Source organism: Thermomicrobium sp. (assembly GCF_053493975.1).
Genome location: NZ_JBRBZA010000035.1, coordinates 1 through 23,855, shown reverse-complemented (window position 1 = coordinate 23,855; position 23,855 = coordinate 1). Strand labels below are relative to the sequence as shown.

Below are 23,855 nucleotides of genomic sequence, written 5' to 3'. Positions count from 1 at the left end.
GCGCTGCTCAGTCGGTATCGTGCCCATCGATGCGTGGCAGGCAAGATCTTGACAGAACAGCAGCGAGCAGGGCATCAAGAACACAGGAGAGTCGTCCGATCAGGAGGGAGGACACGATGAAGGCAGCCGTGCTCGTGATCGATATGCTGAACGACTTCGTCACCGGCAAGCTGGGCAACGAGCGGGTCCGGAGCGTGATCGAGCCGATCCGGCGTTTGCTCGAGCGGGCACGAGCTTCTGGCGTTCCGGTCGTCTACATCGGTGACGCGCACCTGCCGAGCGACCCCGAAATGGCCGTCTGGGGTCCACATGCGATGAAAGGGACGAAGGAAGCGGAAACGATCCCCGAGTTGGCTCCGCAGCCCGGCGACACCGTGTTGGAAAAGCGCACCTACAGCGCATTTTACGAGACTGGGCTCGACCTCTTGCTGCGCTCGCTCGGTGTGGACGCGGTCGTCATCACCGGATTGCACACGAACATCTGCTGCCGCCACACGGCAGCTGATGCCTTCACGCACGGCTACAAGATCGTCGTACCGGAGGACTGCGTCAACGCCTTCACGGAAGAAGAGCATCGCGAGGGTATCGCCTACCTGCGGCGAGTCTACGGTGCACGCATCACGACGAGCGAGGAACTGGCACGCGAGTGGGAGCGGGAGCCCCAGACGGCTGCCACCACGGCCTGACCCGCGGGAGGCATCCGCAGGCCCAGCGCCGAGGCATTCCCTCATCCGAGCCGATGCCCGCAGACCGGTCGATGAGGATGAAGTCCACCGTTGCACTCGCACCGGCGCCCCCGCGGTAGTCCGCGGTGGTGACGCAGCGAGCGATCTCCGCTGGTCGGCCTGCTGCTCGCCGGGAATCGATGCCTCGTGCTTCGCTCACCGCTCTCCGGGGCAGGTGATCCAGCCAGGACGCTCGCAGCGCGGGATCGAGGGGCCACCGATCGCTCGCGGCAGCGCGCAGGTTCCGGCCGGCGGGTGGCAGAAGCACTGTGCGCACGCTCGATCGCCGAGAAGATCGTCTCTCCTCCTGCGCGAAGCCCACGCCTGCTCTCGACAGTGGTTACAGCCTGCTCACCTCCGTTTTGGAGGCAGCCAGTGCCCGAACCATCCGATGGGCTCGCGAGCAACTATTCGCGGGGCCATCGGGCGACTGCCCCGGTCGGTGCTGCACAGGCTGCTCGACTACGGGCACGGCCGAGCGTCGCTGATCGATCGCTCTCGACCGGTCCGAGTGCAGCGCTGTGTCAGGAGCGAGGGGCCTTGCCAGAAGCACGGCCGAGCGCGAAGCTGACCGGGGAAGCGAGCGAGGGAGGAACAGCCGATGGGAGCGACGAGCGATCTTCGGGAGGTGATCGAGCGCGCCTGCGCCAGCACGGGAGTTCCTGGCATGGTGATCGGGATCCTGACAGCGGACGGGCGCGAGGTGGTGACACACGGGATCGCCAGCCTGGAAACCGGTTGTCCTGTGCGACGCGACACGCTGTTCCAGATCGGCTCGATCAGCAAGGTCTACCTCGCGACGCTGGCGATGCGCCTGGTCGAAGAGGGGAAACTGGCGCTCGATACCCCGGTAGCGCGCATGCTGCCGGACCTGGAACTCGCTGATCGGGAAGCGCAGCACGCGATCACGCTGAGGCATCTGCTCACCCACACGAGCGGGATCGAAGGGGATCGCTTCGACGACTACGGGTACGGCGACGATGCCCTGGCACGCTACGTGGCTGGGCTGGCGAGCGCCCGGCAGATCCATCCGCCGGGTCAGTACTGGAGCTATTGCAACAGTGGTTTCTCGCTCGCCGGGCGCTTGATCGAGGTGGCGACCGGTCGCTCGTTCGAGACGGCGATGCGCGAGTTCATCTTCGAACCGCTCGGTCTGGAACGCAGCTGCTTCCTCGTGCAGGACGTCCTGGGGTACCCGTTCGCGGTGGGGCACCGGACGGACGAGCGGGGGCACGTTCGTGTGGTCCGCGACTTCGCGCTGCCACGCAGCGTCCATCCGGCTGGCGGCATTTGGGCGACGATCGATGACCTGCTCGACTTCGCAGCCTTCCACCTCGGTTTGCGTCAGGTGGCAGCGCCGCCGATCTCCTCGGAAAGCATCACCATGATGCAGGCACCGCAGGTGGCAGCAGCGAACTGGGCCGACTGGTACGGTCTGGGCTGGGCCATCTGGTCGATCGGCTCCGTGCGGGCTGTCGGGCACGGGGGTTCGACGAACGGATATCAAGCCCACCTCGTGCTGTTGCCCGAGCAGCGGGTCGCGATCGCCAGCCTGACCAATCATGAGCAGGGGAGTGCGGCTTACCTCGACGTGGAAACCTGGCTCTTGGCAGAACGGTTCGGCATCCGGCCACCGGCACCCCGCCTGTGCACGTTGCCCGAGCGAGTGCTCCAACGGTATGCGGGCACCTACACGTATCCGTTGGCCCGTTTGACGGTCCGAGCAGTGACGGGTGGTCTGTGGCTGGAGGCGGTCCAAACGCGCGGGCTGAGCCGCGAGGCGCGTGAACGCCCGCTCCCGCCACTCTTTCTCCGGCCGATCGGCGAGCGCGTCTTCGCGACCGGACCGGTACGGGCTGTTCCCAACCGCGTGGACTTCGTCTTCGACGGCGAGAGCGAGCACCCTCGCTGGATCCGGGCCTTCGGTCGTTTGGCCGAACGAGACGCGCTCGTGGAGCACTGACGCACCGCGCGCTCCCGACGAGCGATGCGGGGAACGAGCGGTGGAGCCTCACGCGTCAGGCGCACCGACTCGGGCAAGGCAGTGCGATCGGGACGCTTGTCGACGCGGCGGGCAATCTTTCTCTCACCAAGCCGTCCAGCCACCATCTACCGGCAGGGTGACACCGGTGATCATGGCCGCAGCGTCGGATGCGAGGAAAACGACCGCCGCAGCCACTTCCTCAGGCAGGCCGAGCCGACCGAGCGGGATGCGCCGCAGCACTTCCTCGCGGAAGCCAGGAATCCGCTCGAAGTAGGGACGCGTGAGCGGCGTTTCGACGAAAGTCGGCGCGACGGCGTTGACCGTCACGTTGTACGGTGCCCACTCGATGGCGAGGACTTTGGTGAGCTGGGTGACCGCTCCCTTGCTGGCGCAGTAGGCCGCGCGGTCGGCCATGCCGACCAACCCCATGGTGGAGCCCAGATTGACGATGCGCCCGTACCGCTGGGCCACCATGTAGCGACCGACAGCTTGGCAGGCGAAGAAAAGCCCCTTGGCATTGGTATCGAGGATCGTGTCCCAGTTCTCCTCGGTCACCTCGAGCGCTGGCTGCGGGATGTTGAGACCGGCGCTGTTGACCAGGATATCGATCCGGCCGAAGACACTGTGCACGCGTTCGGCCATCGCGCGGATCTGGCCGACGTCGCGCACGTCGACCGCGATGGGGAAGGCGCGACGGCCACGCTCTTCGATCGCTCGGCAGACCTCCTGCAGGCGATCGAGCGAGCGGCTCGCCACCGCGACATCGGCACCCGCTTCGGCGAGCGCGACCGCACAGGTGTAACCGAGGCCGGACGACGCCCCGGTGACGAGCGCGACCTTGCCGTCGAGCCGGCACTCGAGCAGAACGCGTTCGCTCTTCATTCTCTGCCTCCCGATCATCCCTCGACCGAGCGACAGTGTGACCGAGGAGGCGACGAGCGTGCAAGACACCTGGTAGCGGGCGACCAGCCGAGCGCGGGAAGCGAAATTGTTGCGTTTTTGTAACGTGCCTCTCTTGCACCGGAGCGGTGAATGCGTATCCTGATCTACGAGGCCCCGACGATTCGAGGCCGGGAATCCGAAACTCGCGAGAGGAGTAGGAAACCCGATCCGAGGATCGTCGGGGCCCTCGTCTCGTTCGACCGCCCCGACGACACGAGCCAGCGGAGAGACACTCTCCGGGCGAGAGCAGCTCACCGGCGAGCCGGTTACCAGCGCGTGTGGCCAGTGACCGCTCACCGGTGCTGCGGGCACGAGCAGCTCGACCTGGCTGGAGAAGCTCCGCGTCCGCCCGCGCGCTCCCCGGGTCAATGCAACCCAGCGTGCGCTTCCACGACGCGCAGGAGCGAGGCGAAGTCGAGTTCCGCCTGGCCGCGCGCCATCGCCTCCAGCGCATGCTGACGGACGAGGTCGGCGATCGGCAACGGGGTGTGCGTCGCCTCGGCCAACTCCAGCGCCAAGCGGATGTCCTTGAGCCCGAGCATCAGGCGAAAGCCGGGTGGTTGGAAGCGCTGCTCGAGCAACGCGCGACCGTAGCGATCGACGAGCGGCGAGGAGAAGACGGCGCTGGCGACCTCGAAGAAGCGCTCGCGGGACACGCCCGCCTTGTCGGCTAGCACGAAGGCCTCGCTCAGGAGCTCGACGAGCGAAAGGATGAGGAAATTGCCGGCGATCTTGACGGCATGCGCCTGCTCCGGCCGTTCGCCGATGACGAACTGCTGGGAACCGAGCGCGGCGAAGGCTGGCTGCAGGCGCGCGATCGCCCCGGGCTGGCCGGCGATCACCAGCCGGAGCGCGCCCTGCGCGGCAGCATCGGGGCGACCGAAGACGGGGGCAGCGACATAGTGCTGCCCACGCGTGCGGTGTCGCTCGGCCAGCTCAGCCGAATAGCGGACGCTGAGCGTGCTGGATGCGACATGGATGCCGTCGCGCGGGAGTCCGGCCAGGATGCCGTGCGGTCCGGCGACGACTGCCTCGGTGGCGGCATCGTCGGCCAGCATGGTGAAGACGACACCCACTTCCGCAGCCTCGAAGGGGGTGGCAGCACGCTCGGCACCACGTGCGACCAACTCGTCCGCGCGCTCCGACGTACGGTTCCAGACGACGACACGGTGGCCTGCCCGCAACAATGACTCGACCATGCCGCGCCCCATGTTGCCCAGCCCGACGAAACCGATGTCCATCGCACGACCTCCTCGCCGGATCGACTCGCTCACCTGGTGGTAGCGTACCCGGCCGGGCACCGGTCGGCGAGAGCAGATGGGGAACACGGGTGGAAATCGGGAGAAACGGTATGCAGCGCAGACCGGGTCGCGCGTCGCTTCTCGCTGTCGTCGTCAGTCGTCTCGCGCGGGCTGGTGCGCCGGCGCCGCGAGGAGGCGATCGCGGGCGGCAGTGGCCCGCTCGGCATCGATCCACTCGGTGCACGCGCTCGCCGGACGTCGTGCAGGTGGGGCCGGCAGAGCAGCCGGGTAGCCGACATAGACGAAACCCAGCAGAACGGCGCGCTCCGAGAGACCGAGGAACTCCTTCACTGCCGGATCCTCGATCGCCCGGCCGGTCCGCCAGATGGCACCGAGTCCGAGGGCATGGGCAGCCAGCAGCATGTTCTGGATCGCTGCCGCACCGGCTGCCAACTCGTCCAGCAGGGGGCGAGCGGGATCGGGCTCGACGGCGACCCCGATGAGCACCGGTGCACGGAGGGGCTTCTGGCGGATCGCCTCCCGCTTGGCTGGGGTGAGAGCTGGATCGCGGGCCAGTACCTCACCCAGGGCGACCCGAGCTTCACCGGTGAGGACGAAGAAGCGCCAGGGTTGCGTAAGGTGGTGATTGGGTGCCCAGACAGCCGCCTCGAGCAGCTGTTCGATCAGCTGGCGCGGCACCGGATCGGGCCGCACCTGCTTGACGCTGCGTCGAGTGCGGATCGCCGCGAGGACCGCTTCAGCAACCTGGATCGTCGTCTCGGACACGCACACCTCCTCGTCAGCTCGAGCCAGCGGACGATCATCCAGAACGAGGGTAGTCGATCGCCGCATCGCTGGCCAGCAGTGCCGCCCGGGAGACCCTACCAACACGGTCGGGGGATCAACGAGTGCTTCCCTGGCGGGATCCCTCGTGCCATCCATCGGAAAGGATCAGCCGCTCTGCCATCGTGCGGCGGTCGTGGGGTGCATGGAAACCAAGAGCAGGCTGGCGAGCCATAGAAAGTGGAGCGGTCGCTCCTCGCCGGATTCGCACACCTCGCTCAACGGGTCGACGCCAACCGCGCTGACGAGCTGGTGCGAGCCAGGAGCCAACGTCCTGCGACCAGGCGATCAGCCGACCTCCTGCGGCCGGTACTGGAGCGCCTCGGCGACGTGAACAGCGGCGATCCGCTCCGCGCCAGCCAGGTCAGCGATCGTCCGCGCCAGCTTGAGGACGCGGTGATAGCCGCGCGCCGAGAGCCCCAGCCGCTCGACCGCCGTGCGGAGCAAGCGCTCGCCTGCCTCGTCCAACCGGCAATAGCGGCGGATCTCGGCCGGTGTCATCTCGCTGTTGAGTCGCCGTGGATCGCCGAAGCGGCGTTGTTGCACGGCGCGGGCAGCTTCGACGCGAGCCCGGACCGCCGCGGAAGGCTCGCCGGTCCGGTGGTCGGCTAGCTTGTCGAACTCGACGCGCGGGACAGACAGGTGAATATCGATGCGGTCGAGCAGGGGACCAGAGATCCGCTTCTGGTAGCGCGCGACCTCGTGCGGGCTGCACCGGCAGGCGCGAACCGGGTCACCGTGGTAGCCGCAGGGGCAGGGATTCATGGCGGCGACGAGCAAGAACGAGGCCGGGAAAGTGACGGCGCCGCTGGCGCGCGAGATGGTGACGAGGCGGTCCTCGAGCGGCTGGCGGAGCACCTCGAGGACCCGCGGACTGAACTCGGGCAACTCGTCGAGGAAGAGGACCCCACGATGCGCCAACGTCACCTCGCCGGGCCGGGGCCAGGCACCACCACCGATCATGCCAGCGAAGCTGATGGTATGGTGCGGCGCGCGGAACGGTCGGTGCCGGATGAGCGGTGATCCGCTGGGGAGCAGTCCGGCGACCGAGTAGATCCGGGTGACCTCGAGCGCCTCCTCGCGGGTGAGCGGCGGCAGGATGGTCGGCAAGGCACGAGCCAAGAGCGTCTTGCCGGCACCGGGTGGACCGACAGCGATCACGTTATGCCCGCCAGCGGCCGCCAGTTCGAGGCCGCGCTTGACGTGCTCTTGCCCTTTGATCTCGGCGAAATCGATCCCGCTCACCGGCTCGTCACCCAGCTCGATCGGCGTCGGCGGGAGCGGGGCGATCAGTGCCTGGCCATCGAGATGGGCGACGAGCTCGCTCAAGCTGTGGACGGGGATCACTTCGATCCCCTCGACCAGCGCGGCCTCGGCTGCGTCCTCGGCGGGGACGATGGCACGACGCAGCCCGTGCTCGCGGGCAACACCGACCATCGGCAAGATGCCAGCGGTATGGCGCACCGTCCCGTCGAGCGAGAGCTCGCCCAGTACGACTGTATCGGTGAGATCGGCACTGACCTGGCCGCTCGCCAGCAAGATACCGAGCGCGATGGGAAGGTCGTACGCTGGCCCCTCCTTGCGGATGTCGGCCGGAGCGAGATTGACGGTGATGCGACCGCTCAGCGGAAAGCGTGCTCCGCTGTTGCGGATCGCCGCGCGGACGCGCTCGCGCGCCTCCTGGACAGCGGCGTCCGGTAGGCCGACGATGGTCAAGCCGGGATTGCCCGGCCCGATGTCGACTTCGACTTCGACCAGCACTCCTTCCAGACCGACGACTGCCGAACTGTGGACGCACGCGAGCACGCGAACTCCTCTCGTTCCGGACACGGGCCGACACGACGCTCATTCTACTGGCTGGTCGGCCACTGGAGAAGGACGGTCAGACGGGGGTGGATAGACGACGATGGCCTGGCGCGTCATGGTCGCGAGGGTGGGAGCGAGCTGCGCCGCCTCGGACTCGGTGTAGACGTGTGGTTCGACGCGCGGCAGACCGGCGGCAGTGAGCATGCGCCAGGCGATCGCGAAGGCGTCGGCGCGCGGCGGGTCAGCGTAGATGACGAGGACGTCGACATCGCTGGCCGCAGTGGCGCGACCCTGAGCCCAGGATCCGAAGAGGGCGAGCCGGCGCAGTGGCAACTCCTGTACCAGCGCGCGGGCAGCCTGATCGAGCTGGGCCACGAGCTCAGGGAGCGCCAGGTTGGGCCACGAGACGCGCACAGAAGTCGAGGATTCGTTCGGCATGGGCGAGGGCCCTTTCCGCTTCCACTCGCGTGTAGAGGATGCGGGGAGCGCCTGCTGGATGCGCATCGGGACAGCGAGCCGCGATGTATCCCTTGTCGCGTTCGAGCGCGGTAGCGATGAGCTCGTCGGGAACCGGCAAGCGCTCGGCCAGCGCCCGGAGCAGCCCGGCTACCGCATGGCCCCAGGCTTCGGCCCCGAGTCGTTGGAGCGCAGCCTTGGCCGCTTTCTCGTCTGCTTGCTGGGCTGCGAAGACTGTCCAGTCGAAGAAACCGCCAGCAAAAGCGTAGCGGGCCAGCACGAGATCGCCCTCGGCCTGCTCCAGCCAGTCGCGACTCCGTTCCACGCGCATCCTCCAGCGTTGAGGATAGCAGAGTGGTCGACCGATCCGACACGCCGCACCCGGACAGCGTTGCCGTGGCCGCGGACACGAGCGTGGAGTGGGAAACGTGACCGAGCGACGCAGCGGGTTGGGACGACGCTTGGCTCGGCGAGTCCGCATGTGATACAAAGGGATCGATATCACAGCGCGAGCGGGGAAATCGCGGGAATGCGTCGCTGACTGTCCGCACGCGGCACTGGAGGTGCTGCCGAGGCGCGCAGACGGGGGGCAGGGGCCGTTACAAATCCGTTACGAATCGTGTCCGAGCCCTTGACATGAGTCGTATCATTGCGCTATACATGAACGAGGAAACGACGAGGCGATCGAATGACTCGTCGGGTACGGAAAGGAGGGACGGCGATGTTGGAGCGGTGGAATCCCGTTGCGGAGGCGGAGCGGATGCTGACCGAGATGAACCGGTTGATGTCGGAAGTCTTCGAGCGACCGCTCGTGCGGGCACGACTGGTTGCCTGGCGGCCAGCGACCGATGTCTACGAGACCGGTGACGCGCTGGTCATCCGCTTGGCGGTACCCGGAGCGAGGCCGGAGGACCTGGAGGTCACGGTCGAGCAGAACGTAGTGACGATCCGCGGGCAGTACGGTTATCGGTTGAGCGAGGAGGAAGCGAAGCAAGCGACCTGGTACCGGCGGGAGATCGCGAGCGGCGAGTTCGCTGAGAGCATCACGCTGCCGGTGCCGGTCGACATCGAGGGCGCCAAGGCGACGGTCGAGAACGGGATCATCACGCTGACCTTCCCGAAGGCTGAGGAAGCGCGCGTCAAGCGGATCCCGATCCAGGTGGCGCGGTGAGTTCCGGGGCAGCGGAAGGGAGGGAGGAACGATGGCACGGGTGCGGACCGACGAGGAAATCCATCAGGACGTCCTGGACGAGCTCGATTGGGACCCAGAGGTCGATGCCAAGGACGTCGGCGTGACCGTCCATGACGGCGTAGTCACGCTGACCGGAACGGTCGACAGCTTCTTGAAGAAGTGGGCTGCCGAGCGTGCCGCCCTGCGGGTCGAGGGAGTGCGGGCAGTCGTCAACCATATCGAAGTGGTGCCGCGTGGTCTGGGCGTGCGGACGGACGAGGACATCGCCCGGGCGGTGGCGACCGCGCTGGAAGAGAACCCGGCGATTCCGCACGAGCGGATCAAGATCCGGGTCGAGGAAGGCCGGGTAACGCTGGAGGGCGAGGTCGACTGGCACTACCAGCGACGCGAGGCAGAGGAGACGGCGCGGCGCATCACCGGCGTGAAGTCGGTGATCAACCTGATCACGGTGCGGCAGCCGACGGTCGCGCCGGAGGACATCAAGCGGCAGATCGAGCAAGCCTTCGTCCGCCATGCCGAGATCGATGCCGAGAACGTCCAAGTGCGCGTCGAAGAGGGTGGACACGTGATCCTCTCCGGGACAGTGCGCTCCTGGGCCGAGCGCAAGGAGGCCGAGGAAGCAGCCTGGCGCGCACCGGGCGTCACCAAAGTGACCAACTTGATCCGCGTCCAAGTACCGTGAAGCCGGTCCAGCGAAGACGCGAGCCCCGGGGTCAGCCCCGGGGCTCGTCCTTTCCGAGCAAGACAGTGCGATCGCGCGCACGCCGTCGGCTCTCCGGTTCGTGAGGCGAGTCGCAGCAGACTTCGGGGGACGTCGCCTGCTCGGACAGTTCCGGCCAGTTTCTCCGACAGCCGGCGGGAATCGGCCGAGAGGGGTTCCGACACGAGGACGAAAGCGCTCGCGCGACCTTACTCGAGCACCGGAACGGTCACGCACGAGGCGCGCTGCTCGATCGCGTCCACAGGCAATCAGGCAGTCTGGACCAGACCGACTCTTGACGAGCGGGCTGCTCACGCGTACGCTACTGATGTGGCTTCCGGGAACGGTCGGGCTGAACGGCGAAGGCGAAGCGAACCGGCAAGCCACTGAAAACTGAGATGACGATGTCGCGCGACGCACAGGCTGCGGAGCGTGTGGTATTTTCTTTTTTGGTTACGCGTATTGCGGCGAGACGCAGAGCTCGAGCGGCATGACGGAAAGGGGGCGAGAAGCGAGCGGGCCGGGTAGAGTGAGCATGCTCGTCGAGATCGAGTTCGCGCGAGGGCGCAATCGGGAGACACCGGGAGAGGTAGACGATCGAGAACAGTGTTGCGAAAGAGGAGGAGATCCGATGGCTGACGAGGCTCGGATGTTCGGGCGGACACTTTCACGACGCGCTGTTTTGCGGGGTGTGGCAGCCGGGCTGGCGGTGCCAGCAGTGAGCGCGCTCCTCGCCGCCTGCGGCGGTGGTCAGGCCACGCCGACGCCAGCTCCCGCTCCGGCACAGACACCGGCTGCAGCGCAGACGCCCGAAGCAGCGCAAACACCGGCAGCCAAGCCGGTCACGTTGGCGATCCTGCACTTCAGCGTGATCGAAGGAACTACCTGGTCTGGGGCCCATGACCGAGCAGGGAAGCGACTGGCTGAGAAGTATCCGAACCTGAAATATATTTACCGCGAGCAGGTGGGTCCTGACCAGACGGTTCCCTTCGCCGAGGAGATGATCGCCAAGGAGAATGCCGACATCATCGTCGGCAATGCCGAGTTCATCGGGATGCCGCTGCTGGATATCGTCGACAAGTACCCCGACAAGATCTTCGTCGCGGTGACGACCAGCGACCTGACCACGCGGCCCAACTTCATCCGCATCTTCCCGCGGCAGTACCAGTCGCTCTACCTCGAGGGACTGATCGCAGCCGCACTGACCAAGACGGGGAACGTCGGGATCGTCTCCGCCTATCCGAACCTCCAGGTGCTGCGGCGGCAAGCCGGCTTCGTGCTCGGCGTGCAAGAAGCTGCCGAGAAGCTGAACAAGGACGTCAAGGTTCACATCAAATACGTCGGCGACTGGTACCTGCCGGCCGAAGAGCGAGCCGTCGCCGAAACGTTGGCCACGCAGTACAACTGCGACGTGCTCACCCAGCAGACCGACTCGGGCTCGACGCTGGATGTGTGCAAGGCACGCGGGCTCTGGTTCGTCGGCAAGGACATGGACACCGTCTGCTTCTACAAGTGGGCGACCACCGACACGGTGGCTATTTCCTTCGATACCCGGTGGGAGGTCGTTTACGATAAAATCATCCAGGCCTTCCTGAAGGGAGAGAAGCCACCGGAAATCATCTTCCCGGGGATGGAGTCGTCGATCACGCTGGCCGACGGGACCGAGGTCACGACGACCGACATCATGAACGACTGCAAGGTCGGTATCGATGCGATCAGCCCGAAGGCTCGGGAATTGCTGCCGAAGGAGATCATCGATCTCGTCGCGGAGCGGCGCGAGGGAATGCGCAAGGGAACGTTCGACCCCTTCACGGAGCACGCACTGGTGAGCAACGGGACGGGGCTGGAAGTCGAGGGACTCCCCATTCCGCCGAAGGGGACGGTCGTCAAGAAGGCGGGAGAGAAGCCGACGGACGAGTTCCTGCTGCAGAAGATCAACTTCGATCTGGACGGCGTCAACATCCTGCCTTGAGAGCGAGAGACGGAAGGATGCGTGGACGGGCGAGAGTCGGATGGCGCGTGTGCGCTGGGGCGACCCTCGCCCGTCACCTGTGCATACGGTCCTGAAGCATGGGAGCGACGATGGGTGGAGACGGAGCTGGGCGCATCGTGTTGGAAGCGCGCGGGATCACCAAGCGCTTCGGGACGGTGGTCGCCAACGATCACATCGACCTCACCATCCGGGCTGGCGAACTCCACGCCATTCTCGGCGAGAACGGCGCCGGCAAGACGACGCTCATGCGGATCCTCTTCGGGGAACTCCAGCCGGACGAGGGAGAAATCTACCTGAACGGGCAGCGTGTCCACTTCCGCAGCCCGCGCGATGCGCTCCGCCACGGCATCGGAATGGTCCACCAGGAACGGAAGCTGATCCCGGCGCACACCGCGTTGGAAAACATCGTGCTGGGTCACCCCAAGACGCGACCGATCCTGAACCTGAAAGAGGCCGAGCGTGACGTGCAGGCCCTCTGCGAGCGCTACGGTTTCCGCATCCCGCTGCATGCCAAGGTCTGGCAGCTTTCGGAGGGTGAGAAACAGATCGTCGAGATCCTGAAAGAACTCTATCAGGGTGCTCGCATTTTGATCTTGGACGAGCCGACCTCCGTGCTCTCTCCACCGGAGATCGTCAAGCTACTGGAATCGCTCACCAAGATGGCCAAGGAAGACCTGGCCGTCATCCCCTTCATCACGCACAAGCTCCCAGTCGTGCTGGAGTACTGTGACCGGGTCACCATTTTGCGCCGCGGCCGCGTCGTGGCGGAGATGGAGACGCGCCACGCGACCGAGCAAACGCTGGCTTCGGCGATGGTGGGGCGCGAGGTCATGCTCCAGCTGGAGCGGGTCGACGTACCTCTCGGTGAGCCGGTCGTGCAGGTGCAGGATCTGTGGGTACGCGACGACCGTGGCCTCTTCGCCGTGCAGGGGCTCTCCTTCGAAATCCGTGCGGGCGAGATCTTCGGCCTCGCCGGCGTGGCGGGAAACGGCCAAGAGCCGCTGGCGGAAGCGTTAGCTGGCTTACGGCCCGTCGAGCGAGGCTCGATCATGCTGGGTGGGCGAGACATCACGCGAGCGTCGGTGCTCGAGCGCTGGCGGAACGGACTGGGTTACATTCCCACCGAGCGGCGCGACGTCGGATCGATCCCCAACTTCTCGTTAGTGGACAACGTGCTGCTCAATTACCACTTCGAGCCAGAGTTCTCGCAGTGGGGCGTGCTCGCGACTGGTCGAGCTCGCGCTCTGACAGAGCAGATTCTCCGGGAATACAGCGTGGTCGCAGCTGGACCGGATGCGCCGGCTCGCTCCCTCTCTGGTGGAAACCTGCAGAAGGTGATCCTGGGGCGAGTTCTCTCGCGCCGACCGCGTTTTCTCATCGCGTGCCTGCCGACACACGGGCTGGATGTGGGAGCCGCCGAGTTCGTCCAGCAACGCCTGCTGGACGCCAAGCGGGAAGGAATGGCGATCCTGTTGATCTCGGAAGACTTGGACGAGATCCTGGCGCTCAGCGACCGGATCGCGGCCATCTACGAGGGACAGTTCACCGGCATCGTGCCAGCGCGCGAGGCCACCAAGGAACTCGTCGGTGAGCTGATGGCTGGACTGCGACGGGAGCGCGTATGAGGGCAGTCATCGGAAACTACGCGATACGGATCGAGCGACGCGCTGACCTGCGCTGGTGGCACACGGTCGTGGCCTCGATTCTCGCGATCCTCGTCTCCCTCTTCCTGGTCGGCTTTGCCTTCCTTCGGGTGGGAGCTGACCCGCTCGAGGTCTATCGGGAGATCATCGCCTACGCGTTCGTGAGTTCCTTCGGTTTGCCACAGACGATCAACCGGGCGACGTTCGTCCTGCTGGCCGCCTTCGCATTGATCGTGCCGCTGCGGGCCGGTCTCTGGAACATCGGGATGCCCGGGCAGTTGTATGCCGCGACGCTCGCCGCCTTTGGGGTCGCCTACGCCTTCGGTGCCAAAGCATCGGTGAACGTCCAGCTCAACGGTGCGATCGTCATCCCGCTGATGGTCGTCGCGGGTCTGATCGCGAGCGCGCTGTACGGAGCGATCGCGGGATTCCTGCGCGGACGTCTCCAAGTGAACGAGATCGTCACGACGATGATGCTCAACTGGGCCATGCTCTGGATCGTCGCCCACATGATCCGCGAAGGTGGCCCCTTCATGGGTCGAACAGCGGAAGGCGAGGGGTTCACGTTGCCCACTGCGATCCGCATTCCCCAGATATTGGGGCTGCCGTTGACCGTCTATGCGGCGGTGCTCCTCGCGCTCGTTTTGACCTGGTTCCTGGCCAAGACGACGTTGGGCTATCGCATCAGGACGTTCGGGGAAAGCCCCCGGGCAGCCGAGCACGGGGGGATCGACGCGACTCGGATCAGCACCCTCGTCTTCGCCTTGGGCGGGATGTTCGCTGGGCTCGCGGGTCTCCATTACTTTACTGGTGTGCGGGGGGTCTACAAGATTCCCAAGAATTACGGCGAGTTCGCCGATTTCAGCTTCTACGGCTTGATCACTGGATTGATCGCGCGCAATAACCCGATCGCGGCCATTCCGGTGGCGATCCTGTTCGGCGGCGTTTCGGGCGGAGCGCGTTTCATGCAGGGGAAGCTCCGCTTGGCCTTCGGGATCGATTACGCGCTGCTCGGCGTTTTGATGATCATGATGGTCGCCTTCCAGGCGTTGGCGCAGTATTCGGTGCGGATCGAGCGGGCGGTGACCGCGCCAGCTCGGCAGGTGGGGCTGGAGAGGGGCGAGAGCCGTGTCGAGTCTCCTCGTCATTAGTCTCGCAGCAGCGGCTGTCTTCGCCATCGCGGCGCTCGGGGAACTACTCGAGCAGCGGGCAGGAATCCTGAACGTGGGCCTCGAGGGAGTGATGCTTCTCAGTGGGACCTTCGGCTTCATCGTTGCCAAAACGAGCGGGAGCTACCTCCAAGGGTTCACGATCGCCATCCTGACTGGTGCGCTGGTCGGGCTCCTGCACGGCTTCTTTTCCATCACCCTGGGGAGCAACCAAGTCGTCAATGGAATGGCGATCTGGATTCTCGGCTTCGGGCTCACGACCTACATCGGGTATCCCTACACCGGGCCGCTGGGGCTGAAACCGTTCCCGACGCTCGGCGGGCTTCCCACGTTCTTCGTCGTGGCGCTGGTGCTGGCGGTCGCCATCTGGTTCCTCCTCTTCAAGACGCACCTCGGGCTCAAGCTCCGCTCGGTCGGCGAAAACCCCTCCGTCGCGGAGGCCTCGGGCATCTCCGTTACGGGGATGCGCTATTTGGCAGCCGTTCTGGCCGGTATGCTGGTCGGGCTGGGGGGTGCCGTCTACTCGCTCGTCTACAATCCGGTGTGGAGCTACAACTATTTGCAGGGTTGGGGATTCATCGCGCTGGCGTTGGTCTTCTTCTCGCTCTGGAACCCGTTCCTGGTCGTCGTCGGCGCGATTTTCTTCGGGATTCTCTGGCAGCTTTCGCTCTATCCGGAACTCCTGTTCCCGAATATCTTCTCGCGCTACATCTGGCGAGCGATGCCGTTCCTCATCACGATCATCGTCTTCATCCTGCTCTCCACTCGCTGGTTCCGGCTGCGTTGGGGCGCGACCAAGCCGGAGGCGCTGGGGATCGCGTACGAGCGTCAGGGCTGACCAGAGCGGCCTCGGCGGGAGCGGGGCGGGCGCCTGAATCGCCCGCCCCGTCGCGTCGCAGCGACGAGTTCCGAGGGAGTCGGGCCAACCAGTGGCCAGTACGTCCTCTGCCTCTTGCCCATCACTGCTTTGCCGAGTCAGCTGACTCGGGGACGAAGCCGAAGCGCTGGACCGGCTCCAGTCCGGGGGATACGGACCTCGTCTCCTCGGGTGTCGATTCCAGGACGCGCCACGACCGCGGTAGCCGAGACTGCAGGAGATCGCGGAAAGGCGGAACCACGGCTTGGGCGAGCGGCGAAGTCGCGCGCTGTTCGCGCAGGAGCGCGATCTCGTCCGGTCGCAGCTCCCCGAGGAGCGAGAGGCCGGCCTGACCAGCCCCGACCAGGAGATAGCGCTCACCTACCCGGACGATATGGATCACCCCGCTCCCCGCTAGCGACAGCGTCTCCACCAGTTCCAAGAGCTGGGACTGCGAGACGCTCGCGGCGACCCGGCGGTTGAGCGAGCGGAGGATGCGGATCGTGGCATAGGCAGCGACGACGACGATCACGGTCGGGACGAGCATCGCTGCGAAGAGATCCCAGAGCGAGGAGCCGGGTGAGACATCAGTTGGCTGCTGGGCCAGCTCCGCATACCCGCGAGCGAGGAACTCGCCGGCAGGAGCAGTAGGGGCCGGTGGGGCCGGGCTCGGTGAACGGCTGACTGACCAACTCATACCGGCGAGGAGAGCGAGTACGAAGACGAACGCGAGGACGGCCCACTGGCGAGGGAGACGGGAGGGACGAGGCAGACGGGGCGTCACGTGCCGCCACCCTCCGCCAGCCGCTTCTCGGGCGAGACGATCTCGGTGATGCGGACGGCGAACTTTTCGTCGACGACCACGACCTCGCCGCGGGCGATCAGCGTCTTGTTGATGGTCAGCTCGACCGGCTCACCCGCGAGGCGATCGAGTTCCACGACCGAACCGGGGCGCAGACCGAGGATGTGCTTGATGCGCATGCGGGCCGAACCGAGTTCGGCAGTCAGCTCGACTTCGACGTCGCGCAAGAAATCGATGCTCTGGCGACCGTTGCCGATCGGCTGGTCGCGCAGGTCGACGAAGCGAGCTTCCTGGACCGGAGTTTCTGGGGGTCGAACAGAGCTCGGCTCCTGGCCGCGGTTCAGGGTGTCGTCACGGTCGGCCATAGGGCAGTGCCTCCTTCCTGATCGAGCTCCTCGTCGCGTGGCCATTCTTCGGTGAGCGTCCCAGCGATGCGAATCGCGAGAGAGCGCCCGCGCTGACCGGGGAACGCATAAAAACACGGTTCGTTCTCGACGAAGACGGCGAGGGGAAACGAGACGTCCTGGTCGAGTACGAGGACGTCGCCAGGCTCCAGCGCCAGCAGTTCCTGCACGGTAAGGCGAGCGCGACCGAGTTCCACCCGTACCTGGAGCAGGACTTCCTCCAGTTGCGCAGTGAGATCGGCGATCACCTGAGGAGAGGTCGCGCGCCGGGGATTGGCGAAGAGGACCCGCGCATTGAGACGGGGCAAGACCGGCTCGAGGGTCGAGGCGGGCAGGACGACCGTGAAGGTTCCTTCGCTCTCGAACAAGCGTACCTGGTGCTGGACGAGCAGAACGATCTCGCTCGGCATCAGTCCCTGGATCTGCTGACCGGAGAGGACGACCTCGCACGGCTGAGGATGGAGACGGATGACCTGTTCCCAGGCGCCAGCCAACTCACCGAAGAGGCCGTTCCCGAGTTCCCGGAGGAGCAGCAGCTCGATCTCGGTGATCGTCGTCGCCGTGAACGGTGGGCGCTCTTCGCCAACGCCGCCGAGCATGCGGTCGACGAGACGCGAAGCGGTCGCGAAATCGATTTCGAAAATGATGCGGCCGACCAGCGGCTCGAGCTCGGCCAGGCAGAGGACGACCTGCGAAGGCAGGCGATCCAGGTAATCGCCGAGCGTCGTCTGCTCGATCTGCCCCAGTTCGCAGTGAACTGCCGAGCGGACTTGAGCAGAGAGATAGTTGGAGGCGAAACGGTCGAAGGCCTCGTGAATGCTCTGGATCGAGCGGATATGGTCTTTGGAGAACTTATCCGGACGACGGAAATCGTAGGGGATCGGCTTACCACGCTCGCGGCGAGCGGCTCGTGTCGTCGGTCGGGTGCGACTGAGCGACATGCGAGCCTCCTCACTGGATCACGAACTGCGTGAGATAGACCTCGGTGACTTTGTAGTCACCGAAAGCAGGCTGGAGCTTCTCGCGGAGTTCGGCCTTGAGGTGTTCTTTGCCGTCCGGTGTCGCGAGTTCGTCGACCGTCTTGGACGTGAGCACCATGGTCAGCGTGTCCTGGATCTTGGGCCAGGAGTGTTCGAGTTCAGCACGCAGCGGATCGGTTTTCCCCCCGCCACCATGCCCACCGCCCCCGCCTGCGGCGGTGAGACGCTCGTAGGTTTTCTGGTCGACAGCGACTTCGACGACGATTTCCGTCTTGAGATAGCGATAGCCACCGGGATCCGCCAGATTGACGATCCGCTCGCCGAGCGAGACGGTGAGGTGATGCTCGGCCGGTGCCGCCGACTTTCCTCCGTCCCCGGACTGGTTGATGGTGATGTTCAGGACGAAGGGTGCTGCCCCAGCACCACCGAGGAGAAAGAAACCGGCACCAGCGACCACCAGAACAAGCGGAATCACGAGCAGCAGAAGTCGTTTCTTGAGTAACCGCTTGATCATCCCCGTCTCCCTCGATCACGGGCCGCCGAGTGTCGGCTGGACGATCACGATATCGACTCGCCGGTTCTTGCGTCGCCCTTCCACCGTTTCGTTGGAGGCCCGAGGCCGAAACTCTCCATAGCCAGCGGCACTGAGGCGTTGGGGCGGCAAGCCAGCCACATCGGTGAGATACCGCACCGTGTTGACGGCACGCATAGCCGAAAGCTCCCAATTGTCGGGGTACGAGCCGGGTGGAGGTGGGGTACTGTCCGTATGCCCCTCGACGCGGATCGGGTTGGGCAAAGGCTCGATGATGGCCGCGATCCCGTCCAACACGCGCTGGGCCTCGGGACGGAGCTCAGCTTGACCGGGTGGAAAAAGGATCGCATCGGAGAGATGGATGACGATCCCCTCGCTCGTCAGCTCGACCTCAGCACCCTGCCGGTCGAGACCGAGCCGAGTGAAGAGGGAAGCCACTTGCGCGCGCACACTCAGGTAGGCATTGAAACGGGGATCCCGCTCGAGAGGCGTGACCACCGACTGGCCAGGCGGCGGAGCGGTGAGCACATCCAGATTGAAGGCAGCCCGCAAGGAACTCGCCACCTGGCGAAACTTGGCCAAGTCGGCCTGCGAAATCGAGTACATGACAACGAAGAAGACCAGTAGCAGCGTGATGAGATCGGCATAGGTGATGAGCCAGCGTTCCAAGTTCTCGTGCTCGCCTTCATGATGCCGCTGGCGTCGTGCCATGGCCGATCACTCCCCACCCGGCGCCATCGCCCGAGCACCGGCGGGAGCGGCCTTCGGCTCGCTCGCGCGCGCCTGCGGTGGAAGGTGCACGAGGAGCTTTTCGCGGAGCATGCGCGGGTTCTCGCCGGCCTGGATGCCCAGGATCCCCTCGATGATGAGCTGCCGTTCGGCAACTTCCTCCTTACTGCGGAGCTTGAGCTTGTTATGGATCGGCAACCAAAGGACATTTGCTGATGCCACGCCGTAGAGCGTGGCCAGGAAGGCGACAGCGATGGCTGGACCGAGTGAACTCGGGTCATCCAATGAACTCAGGACATGGACCAGCCCCATGACTGTTCCGATGATCCCCATGGTGGGTGCGAAACCGCCCATCGTCTGGAAGATGCTGTACCCGCGGGCGTGACGCTGCTCCATCGCTTCGACATCAGCCCAGAGGATCTGCTCCGTCAGCTCAGCATCGGTGCCATCGACGACCAGCATGATCCCCTTCTTCAGGAAAGGATCTTCGATCGGGTGGTTCTCGAGGGCGAGAAGGCCATCGCGGCGGGCGATCTCGGCCAGCTTGACGATCTCTTCGACGAGGACAGCGCGACGGTCAGGCGGGGTCTTGATCGCCTTCATGATGAGCTTGGGCAGGCCGAGCATGTCATTGAGTCCATAACTCGTAAGCGTCGCACCGAACGTCCCGCCAAAGACGATCATGAAGGCCGTGATCCCGAGGAGGGAGGTCAGGTGCCCTCCCTCCATGACGAAAGCGACGAGCAGCGCTGCGAACCCGAGCACGATCCCCAGTATGGTGGCGAGATCCATCCTGGCTGCTCCTCCTGTCCCTCAATCGTCGTGCTCACCGCGAGAGAGTAGGCCACGCACCGCGTCCGGTTGCCCGCCGAGTCCTCGCCGATAGGCCAGCACGCGGTCGATGACCTCATCGACCGGCTCGCGGACCATGAGACGACGCCGGGTCACGAGAACGATGACCGTCTCGGGCACAGCCTCGACGGTTTCGATGAGTTCGGCATTGACGACGACCCGGCTTCCGTCCAGCCGCGTGACCGTGATCATGGCCTGTCCCTACTCGGCACCACGCTCGCGCGGTGCCGCACTGAGCATTTCGGCAGCAGGAGCTCGCGTGCTCGCCAGCCAAAAAGTCCTAGACACCCTGTTCCTGGGCACTATCCGAACACCGACCCACGCACCCTAGGAGAAAAGGACGAGCGTCCCGCTACAAAACCCGACAGGCTCCGGATGGAGATGGTCCGGCGGATGAACTAGGGTGGGCGCGTAGAAACGGCTCACACGGGATGCGTGGGGCGAGGCATGCGGGACGAGGCGCACTTGCGAGCGAGCGAGCCGAAGCGACCACTGCGGTGGAGCGCGCTCGCCGCTGGCGTGCTGGGAGCGATGGCGAGCAGCGCCTGCGCCTTCCAGGCAACGATGGGCTCCACCCAAATCCAGGTGCAGAGTCAAGGAGGAAGCGGCACCAGCAATCCGGTCGCGGCAGGACTGGAACTGGTCTTCTTGCTGACGCTGGTCAGTCTCCTGCCGACGATCCTGATCGTGATGACCTCGTTCACGCGGATCGTGATCGTGCTCTCCTTCGTCCGCTCGGCGATCGGCGTCCCACAGCTTCCGCCGAACCAGGTCCTGATCGGGCTGGCACTCTTCCTGACCGTGTTCGTCATGGCCCCGACTTGGCAAGCGGTCAACCGCGATGCGCTCCAGCCGTACCTCCGGGGCGAGATCGACCAGCGGACCGCGCTCGAGCGCGGGCTGCAGCCGCTGCGCACCTTCATGTTCCGACAGACGCGGGAGCGCGACATCGCGCTGTTCATGAGCCTCGGCAATTTGCCGCGCCCGCGGACACCGGAGGACGTCCCGACCTGGGTTCTGGTCCCGGCCTTCATCCTGAGCGAGCTGAAGACAGCCTTTACGATGGGATTCGTCCTCTTCATCCCCTTCCTGGTCATCGATCTGATCGTGTCCAGCACGCTGATGGCGATGGGGATGATCATGGTCCCGCCGGTCGTCATCTCGTTACCGTTCAAGCTGTTGCTCTTCGTCATGGTGGACGGTTGGGACCTTTTGGTCCGCTCCCTGGTCGTCAGCTTCGGCACTGGTTAGGAGACGGCGGATGAACGAGGCGCTGTTGCTCGAGCTGGCCCGGGCCGCGATCACGACGACACTGTTGGTTTCGGCCCCCATCCTGCTCACCATCCTGGTCGTCGGGCTTCTGGTGAGCGTGCTCCAGGCGGTCACGCAGGTGAACGAGCAAACGCTCGTCTTCATCCCGAAGATCGTCATTACCTTCCTGATCCTGCTCTTCGCGGGATCGTGGATGGGTCGCCAGCTGGCGACCCTGGCGACCGAGCTGTTCCTTCTCTTGCCGGCGTTGCGTCGCTGAGGATCGTACATGGAGGTCACTACACCGCTCATCCCGAGCTCCATCGCCCTGTTCGTCCTGGTGGTCACCCGGGTCGGGCTCGTGCTCTCGCTGCTTCCAGGGTTCGGAAGCCAAGCAGTGCCCCTGCCCACTCGCGTCGCGCTGGCCGTCGTCCTGGCGCTGGCACTGGTCCCCTTCGTCCCGACCGATGCGAGCGGGCTCAGCGATCCGACCGTCTTCGCAGTCGCCCTGGCACGCGAGTTGGTGACGGGTCTGGCGCTGGGATTGGCGGTGGCCGCCGTGTTCGCTGCGGTGGAGATGGCGGCCTCGCTCATCGGCTACCAACTCGGCTTCGGATTGGCGGCGACGTTCAACCCAGCCTTCGGAACTAGTGGCACAGCCCTGAATACGCTCTACTTGGCGTTGGCAGCACTGGTTCTGTTCGGCACGAATGGGCACCACCAGCTGGTCGCAGCACTCGCCCGTAGTCTGATCCTGCTGCCCCCGGGAATGGCTGCTCCGGACGCCGATACCCCGCGCGCGGTCATCGCCCTGACCGGAGCCATGTTCAGCGATGCGCTCCGGATCGGGCTCCCGATCGCTGGCTCGCTCCTGGTCGCGGATATCGGGCTGGGGCTGCTCAACCGCATGGTACCCCAGATGAGCGTCTTCTTCGTCGGGCTTCCGGCCAAGATCCTGCTCGGTTTTCTCGTCCTGTTGCTCTCTCTCCCCTTTCTCCTGCAGATCCTGGTGCACGTCACGAGCGATGGTCTCCTGAACGTCCTGACGCGCGTGATCTGGGCCGCGAGGTGAGGGATGGCGAGCGAGCGCACCGAGCGCGCCACACCACGCCGACGCCAAGAGGCCCGCAAGCGTGGGCAAGTCCCGCGCAGTGCGGACCTGACGTCGGCGCTGGTCGTCTTGTTTGGGGCCTTCTTCCTGCCCTGGTACGCCGGTGCAGCGGGGCAGACACTCTGGGACTATCTCGAACGCGCTTTCAGTGGTCCCTTGCCGCGCGATCTCACTGGACCGGACATCGTCGCGCTGGCTTGGGCGAGCGGGGCGACGATTCTGAAGCTCGCGCTCCCCATCCTCGGACTCTTCGCCTCGGTCGGTGTGGCCAGCACGCTGGTGCAAGCGGGCTTCGTCTTCGCACCAGCAGTGCTCAAACCGGACTGGCGACGGATCGATCCGATCGCCGGCTTCCAGCGGCTGTTCTCCCGACGAGGCCTCTTCGAGACCGGCAAGGCGCTGCTCAAGATCGCCATCGTGCTCGCGGTGACGTATCCGCTCATCCAACGGGATCTGCCGCGCTACGCCGATCTGACCGGCGCGGAACCGGCGGCCATCGCGCAGGTGATCGGGCAGAGCATGCGCGACTTGGCGCTGCGGATCGGAGCAGCCTATCTGGCGCTGGCGATCCTGGACTACGCGTTCCAGCGCTGGGACCTGGAGCAGCGCTTGCGGATGACCCGCCACGAACTCAAGGAGGAGCTCCGACAAACGGAGGGGGATCCCGAGATCAAGGCGCGGATCCGGCGCCTGCAGCGGCAGATGGCGATGCGCCGGATGATGGCTCAAGTTCCCAAAGCGACCGTGGTGGTGACCAACCCGACCCACCTGGCGGTCGCCTTGCGGTACGAGCCAGGGAGCATGCGTGCGCCGGTCGTGGTCGCCAAGGGGGCAGGGGCAGTCGCCGAACGGATCACTGCGATCGCGCGCCAGCACACGATCCCGGTCCTCCGCAACCAGCCACTGGCGCAAGCGCTCTACCGGACAGTCGAAGTGGGGCAGGAGATTCCGGTCACGCTCTACGAAGCGGTAGCCGACATCATCGCCTACGTCTACCGGCTGCGCCGGGCCAACGCGCCGGTCCGCAGCGAGACGCCGCCGACGGGCGTCACGTGACGAGCTGAAGGGAGAAACGATGGCGAGCACGCCGACAGCCAGCGGCAATCGCGCCGAGCCGGTGAGCGGCATCCGGCGACTCGTCCGCTACAGCGACGTTGCCCTGGCCGCGGGCGTCGTGGCGATCGTCGCTTTGATGATCTTGCCGGTTCCCGCCCACATCCTCGATCTCTTGATCACGACCAACATCGCACTGGCCCTGACCATTCTCCTGGTCTCGCTGTACATCAAGGAACCGCTGCAGTTCTCGGCTTTCCCGACGGTTCTCCTCCTCGCCACGCTCTTCCGGCTGGCGCTCAACATCACCTCCACGCGCCTGATCCTGTTGCAGGGGAACGCCGGTGAGGTGATCAACGCGTTCGGCCGTTTCGTGGTGGGCGGCAATTACGTGGTGGGGATCGTCGTCTTCGTGATCCTGGTGGTGATCCAGTTCGTGGTGATCACCAACGGGGCCGGGCGCGTGGCCGAAGTGGCCGCACGCTTCACGTTGGACGCGATGCCGGGCAAGCAGATGTCGATCGATGCCGACCTCAATGCCGGCCTCATCACCGAGGAGGAGGCGCGACGCCGGCGACAGGAGATCGCTCG

26 protein-coding genes are annotated in these 23,855 nt (G+C 65.5%); 13 read left to right on the top strand and 13 right to left on the bottom strand.

The features are described 5' to 3' along the window. Positions 1-116 precede the first annotated feature (116 nt). A complete protein-coding gene (locus ACWIVK_RS06575) occupies positions 117-686 on the top strand; it encodes a cysteine hydrolase family protein (protein ID WP_448575821.1) in 570 nt (189 codons plus the stop codon). 640 nt (positions 687-1,326) lie between these two features. After that, positions 1,327-2,688, top strand: coding sequence for a serine hydrolase domain-containing protein (locus ACWIVK_RS06570; protein WP_448575820.1), 1,362 nt, complete (start codon positions 1,327-1,329; stop codon positions 2,686-2,688). Between the two features lie 123 nt (positions 2,689-2,811). On the opposite strand, the gene ACWIVK_RS06565 is transcribed toward ACWIVK_RS06570, so the two are convergent. The 6 genes from ACWIVK_RS06565 to ACWIVK_RS06540 all read right to left on the bottom strand — a co-directional run bounded on the left by ACWIVK_RS06565 (position 2,812) and on the right by ACWIVK_RS06540 (position 8,322). Beyond that, complete coding sequence (locus ACWIVK_RS06565) at positions 2,812-3,591, bottom strand: SDR family NAD(P)-dependent oxidoreductase (protein WP_448575818.1); 780 nt, start codon at positions 3,589-3,591, stop codon at positions 2,812-2,814. Positions 3,592-4,016: 425 nt separating this feature from the next. After that, positions 4,017-4,892, bottom strand: a complete 876-nt coding sequence (locus ACWIVK_RS06560; RefSeq protein WP_448575817.1) for an NAD(P)-dependent oxidoreductase — start codon at positions 4,890-4,892, stop codon at positions 4,017-4,019. 153 nt (positions 4,893-5,045) lie between these two features. After that, on the bottom strand, positions 5,046-5,678 hold the full coding sequence (locus ACWIVK_RS06555) for a nitroreductase family protein (protein ID WP_448575816.1): 633 nt from the start codon (positions 5,676-5,678) through the stop codon (positions 5,046-5,048). A gap of 345 nt (positions 5,679-6,023) precedes the next feature. Next, positions 6,024-7,541 (bottom strand): YifB family Mg chelatase-like AAA ATPase, encoded by a 1,518-nt coding sequence (locus ACWIVK_RS06550; protein ID WP_448575814.1) that lies wholly within the window; start codon positions 7,539-7,541, stop codon positions 6,024-6,026. A 39-nt stretch (positions 7,542-7,580) separates the two neighbouring features. Then, a complete protein-coding gene (locus ACWIVK_RS06545; protein ID WP_448575813.1) occupies positions 7,581-7,955 on the bottom strand; it encodes a nucleotidyltransferase domain-containing protein in 375 nt (124 codons plus the stop codon). Then, positions 7,921-8,322 carry a HEPN domain-containing protein gene (locus ACWIVK_RS06540; RefSeq protein WP_448575811.1) on the bottom strand — a complete coding sequence of 134 codons (402 nt, stop codon included), beginning with the start codon at positions 8,320-8,322 and terminating at the stop codon, positions 7,921-7,923. Before ACWIVK_RS06540 ends, ACWIVK_RS06545 begins: the two co-directional genes overlap by 35 nt. Positions 8,323-8,718: 396 nt before the next feature. On the opposite strand from ACWIVK_RS06540, the gene ACWIVK_RS06535 reads away from it, so the two are divergent. The 6 genes from ACWIVK_RS06535 to ACWIVK_RS06510 all read left to right on the top strand — a co-directional run bounded on the left by ACWIVK_RS06535 (position 8,719) and on the right by ACWIVK_RS06510 (position 15,532). Further along, the gene (locus ACWIVK_RS06535; protein ID WP_448575810.1) at positions 8,719-9,168 is read left to right on the top strand and encodes an Hsp20/alpha crystallin family protein; all 450 of its coding nucleotides are present in this window, start codon (positions 8,719-8,721) and stop codon (positions 9,166-9,168) included. A gap of 31 nt (positions 9,169-9,199) precedes the next feature. Next, complete coding sequence (locus ACWIVK_RS06530; RefSeq protein ID WP_448575808.1) at positions 9,200-9,871, top strand: BON domain-containing protein; 672 nt, start codon at positions 9,200-9,202, stop codon at positions 9,869-9,871. A 649-nt stretch (positions 9,872-10,520) separates the two neighbouring features. Then, the gene (locus tag ACWIVK_RS06525; RefSeq protein WP_448575806.1) at positions 10,521-11,861 is read left to right on the top strand and encodes a BMP family ABC transporter substrate-binding protein; all 1,341 of its coding nucleotides are present in this window, start codon (positions 10,521-10,523) and stop codon (positions 11,859-11,861) included. 110 nt (positions 11,862-11,971) lie between these two features. Then, positions 11,972-13,507: an ABC transporter ATP-binding protein gene (locus ACWIVK_RS06520; protein ID WP_448575805.1), complete on the top strand. Its 1,536-nt coding sequence runs from the start codon at positions 11,972-11,974 to the stop codon at positions 13,505-13,507. Further along, complete coding sequence (locus tag ACWIVK_RS06515) at positions 13,504-14,676, top strand: ABC transporter permease (RefSeq protein WP_448575804.1); 1,173 nt, start codon at positions 13,504-13,506, stop codon at positions 14,674-14,676. Before ACWIVK_RS06520 ends, ACWIVK_RS06515 begins: the two co-directional genes overlap by 4 nt. After that, positions 14,654-15,532: an ABC transporter permease gene (locus tag ACWIVK_RS06510; RefSeq protein ID WP_448575803.1), complete on the top strand. Its 879-nt coding sequence runs from the start codon at positions 14,654-14,656 to the stop codon at positions 15,530-15,532. The genes ACWIVK_RS06515 and ACWIVK_RS06510 overlap by 23 nt, the downstream gene beginning before the upstream one ends. Before the next feature lie 121 nt (positions 15,533-15,653). Here the strand turns inward: ACWIVK_RS06510 and ACWIVK_RS06505 are convergent, their stop codons facing one another. From ACWIVK_RS06505 to ACWIVK_RS06475, 7 genes are read right to left on the bottom strand one after another with little or no spacing between them, the layout of a single operon-like run. Continuing rightward, a complete protein-coding gene (locus ACWIVK_RS06505) occupies positions 15,654-16,334 on the bottom strand; it encodes a flagellar biosynthetic protein FliO (RefSeq protein WP_448575801.1) in 681 nt (226 codons plus the stop codon). Continuing rightward, positions 16,331-16,717 carry a flagellar motor switch protein FliN gene (fliN, locus tag ACWIVK_RS06500; protein WP_448575800.1) on the bottom strand — a complete coding sequence of 129 codons (387 nt, stop codon included), beginning with the start codon at positions 16,715-16,717 and terminating at the stop codon, positions 16,331-16,333. The genes ACWIVK_RS06505 and fliN overlap by 4 nt, the downstream gene beginning before the upstream one ends. After that, positions 16,693-17,697: a flagellar motor switch protein FliM gene (locus ACWIVK_RS06495; protein WP_448575798.1), complete on the bottom strand. Its 1,005-nt coding sequence runs from the start codon at positions 17,695-17,697 to the stop codon at positions 16,693-16,695. The genes fliN and ACWIVK_RS06495 overlap by 25 nt, the downstream gene beginning before the upstream one ends. Before the next feature lie 10 nt (positions 17,698-17,707). Continuing rightward, on the bottom strand, positions 17,708-18,250 hold the full coding sequence (locus ACWIVK_RS06490) for a flagellar basal body-associated FliL family protein (protein WP_448575797.1): 543 nt from the start codon (positions 18,248-18,250) through the stop codon (positions 17,708-17,710). 15 nt (positions 18,251-18,265) lie between these two features. Next, the gene (locus ACWIVK_RS06485; RefSeq protein ID WP_448575795.1) at positions 18,266-18,979 is read right to left on the bottom strand and encodes a flagellar motor protein MotB; all 714 of its coding nucleotides are present in this window, start codon (positions 18,977-18,979) and stop codon (positions 18,266-18,268) included. A 6-nt stretch (positions 18,980-18,985) separates the two neighbouring features. Next, positions 18,986-19,789: a flagellar motor protein gene (locus tag ACWIVK_RS06480; RefSeq protein WP_448575793.1), complete on the bottom strand. Its 804-nt coding sequence runs from the start codon at positions 19,787-19,789 to the stop codon at positions 18,986-18,988. Between the two features lie 21 nt (positions 19,790-19,810). Continuing rightward, the gene (locus ACWIVK_RS06475; protein ID WP_448575791.1) at positions 19,811-20,041 is read right to left on the bottom strand and encodes a flagellar FlbD family protein; all 231 of its coding nucleotides are present in this window, start codon (positions 20,039-20,041) and stop codon (positions 19,811-19,813) included. A 339-nt stretch (positions 20,042-20,380) separates the two neighbouring features. Between ACWIVK_RS06475 and fliP the strand changes: the two genes are divergently transcribed. The 5 genes from fliP to ACWIVK_RS06450 all read left to right on the top strand — a co-directional run. Next, positions 20,381-21,100 carry a flagellar type III secretion system pore protein FliP gene (gene fliP, locus ACWIVK_RS06470; RefSeq protein WP_448575898.1) on the top strand — a complete coding sequence of 240 codons (720 nt, stop codon included), beginning with the start codon at positions 20,381-20,383 and terminating at the stop codon, positions 21,098-21,100. 10 nt (positions 21,101-21,110) lie between these two features. After that, positions 21,111-21,380, top strand: a complete 270-nt coding sequence (gene fliQ, locus ACWIVK_RS06465; protein WP_012642525.1) for a flagellar biosynthesis protein FliQ — start codon at positions 21,111-21,113, stop codon at positions 21,378-21,380. A 9-nt stretch (positions 21,381-21,389) separates the two neighbouring features. Next, entirely contained in the window at positions 21,390-22,172 is a 783-nt protein-coding gene (fliR, locus tag ACWIVK_RS06460; protein WP_448575789.1) for a flagellar biosynthetic protein FliR, read from the top strand. A 3-nt stretch (positions 22,173-22,175) separates the two neighbouring features. Further along, positions 22,176-23,267 (top strand): flagellar biosynthesis protein FlhB, encoded by a 1,092-nt coding sequence (gene flhB, locus ACWIVK_RS06455; protein ID WP_448575788.1) that lies wholly within the window; start codon positions 22,176-22,178, stop codon positions 23,265-23,267. 19 nt (positions 23,268-23,286) lie between these two features. Next, a partial coding sequence (locus tag ACWIVK_RS06450) for an FHIPEP family type III secretion protein (protein ID WP_448575787.1) occupies positions 23,287-23,855 on the top strand: 569 nt, incomplete at its 3' end.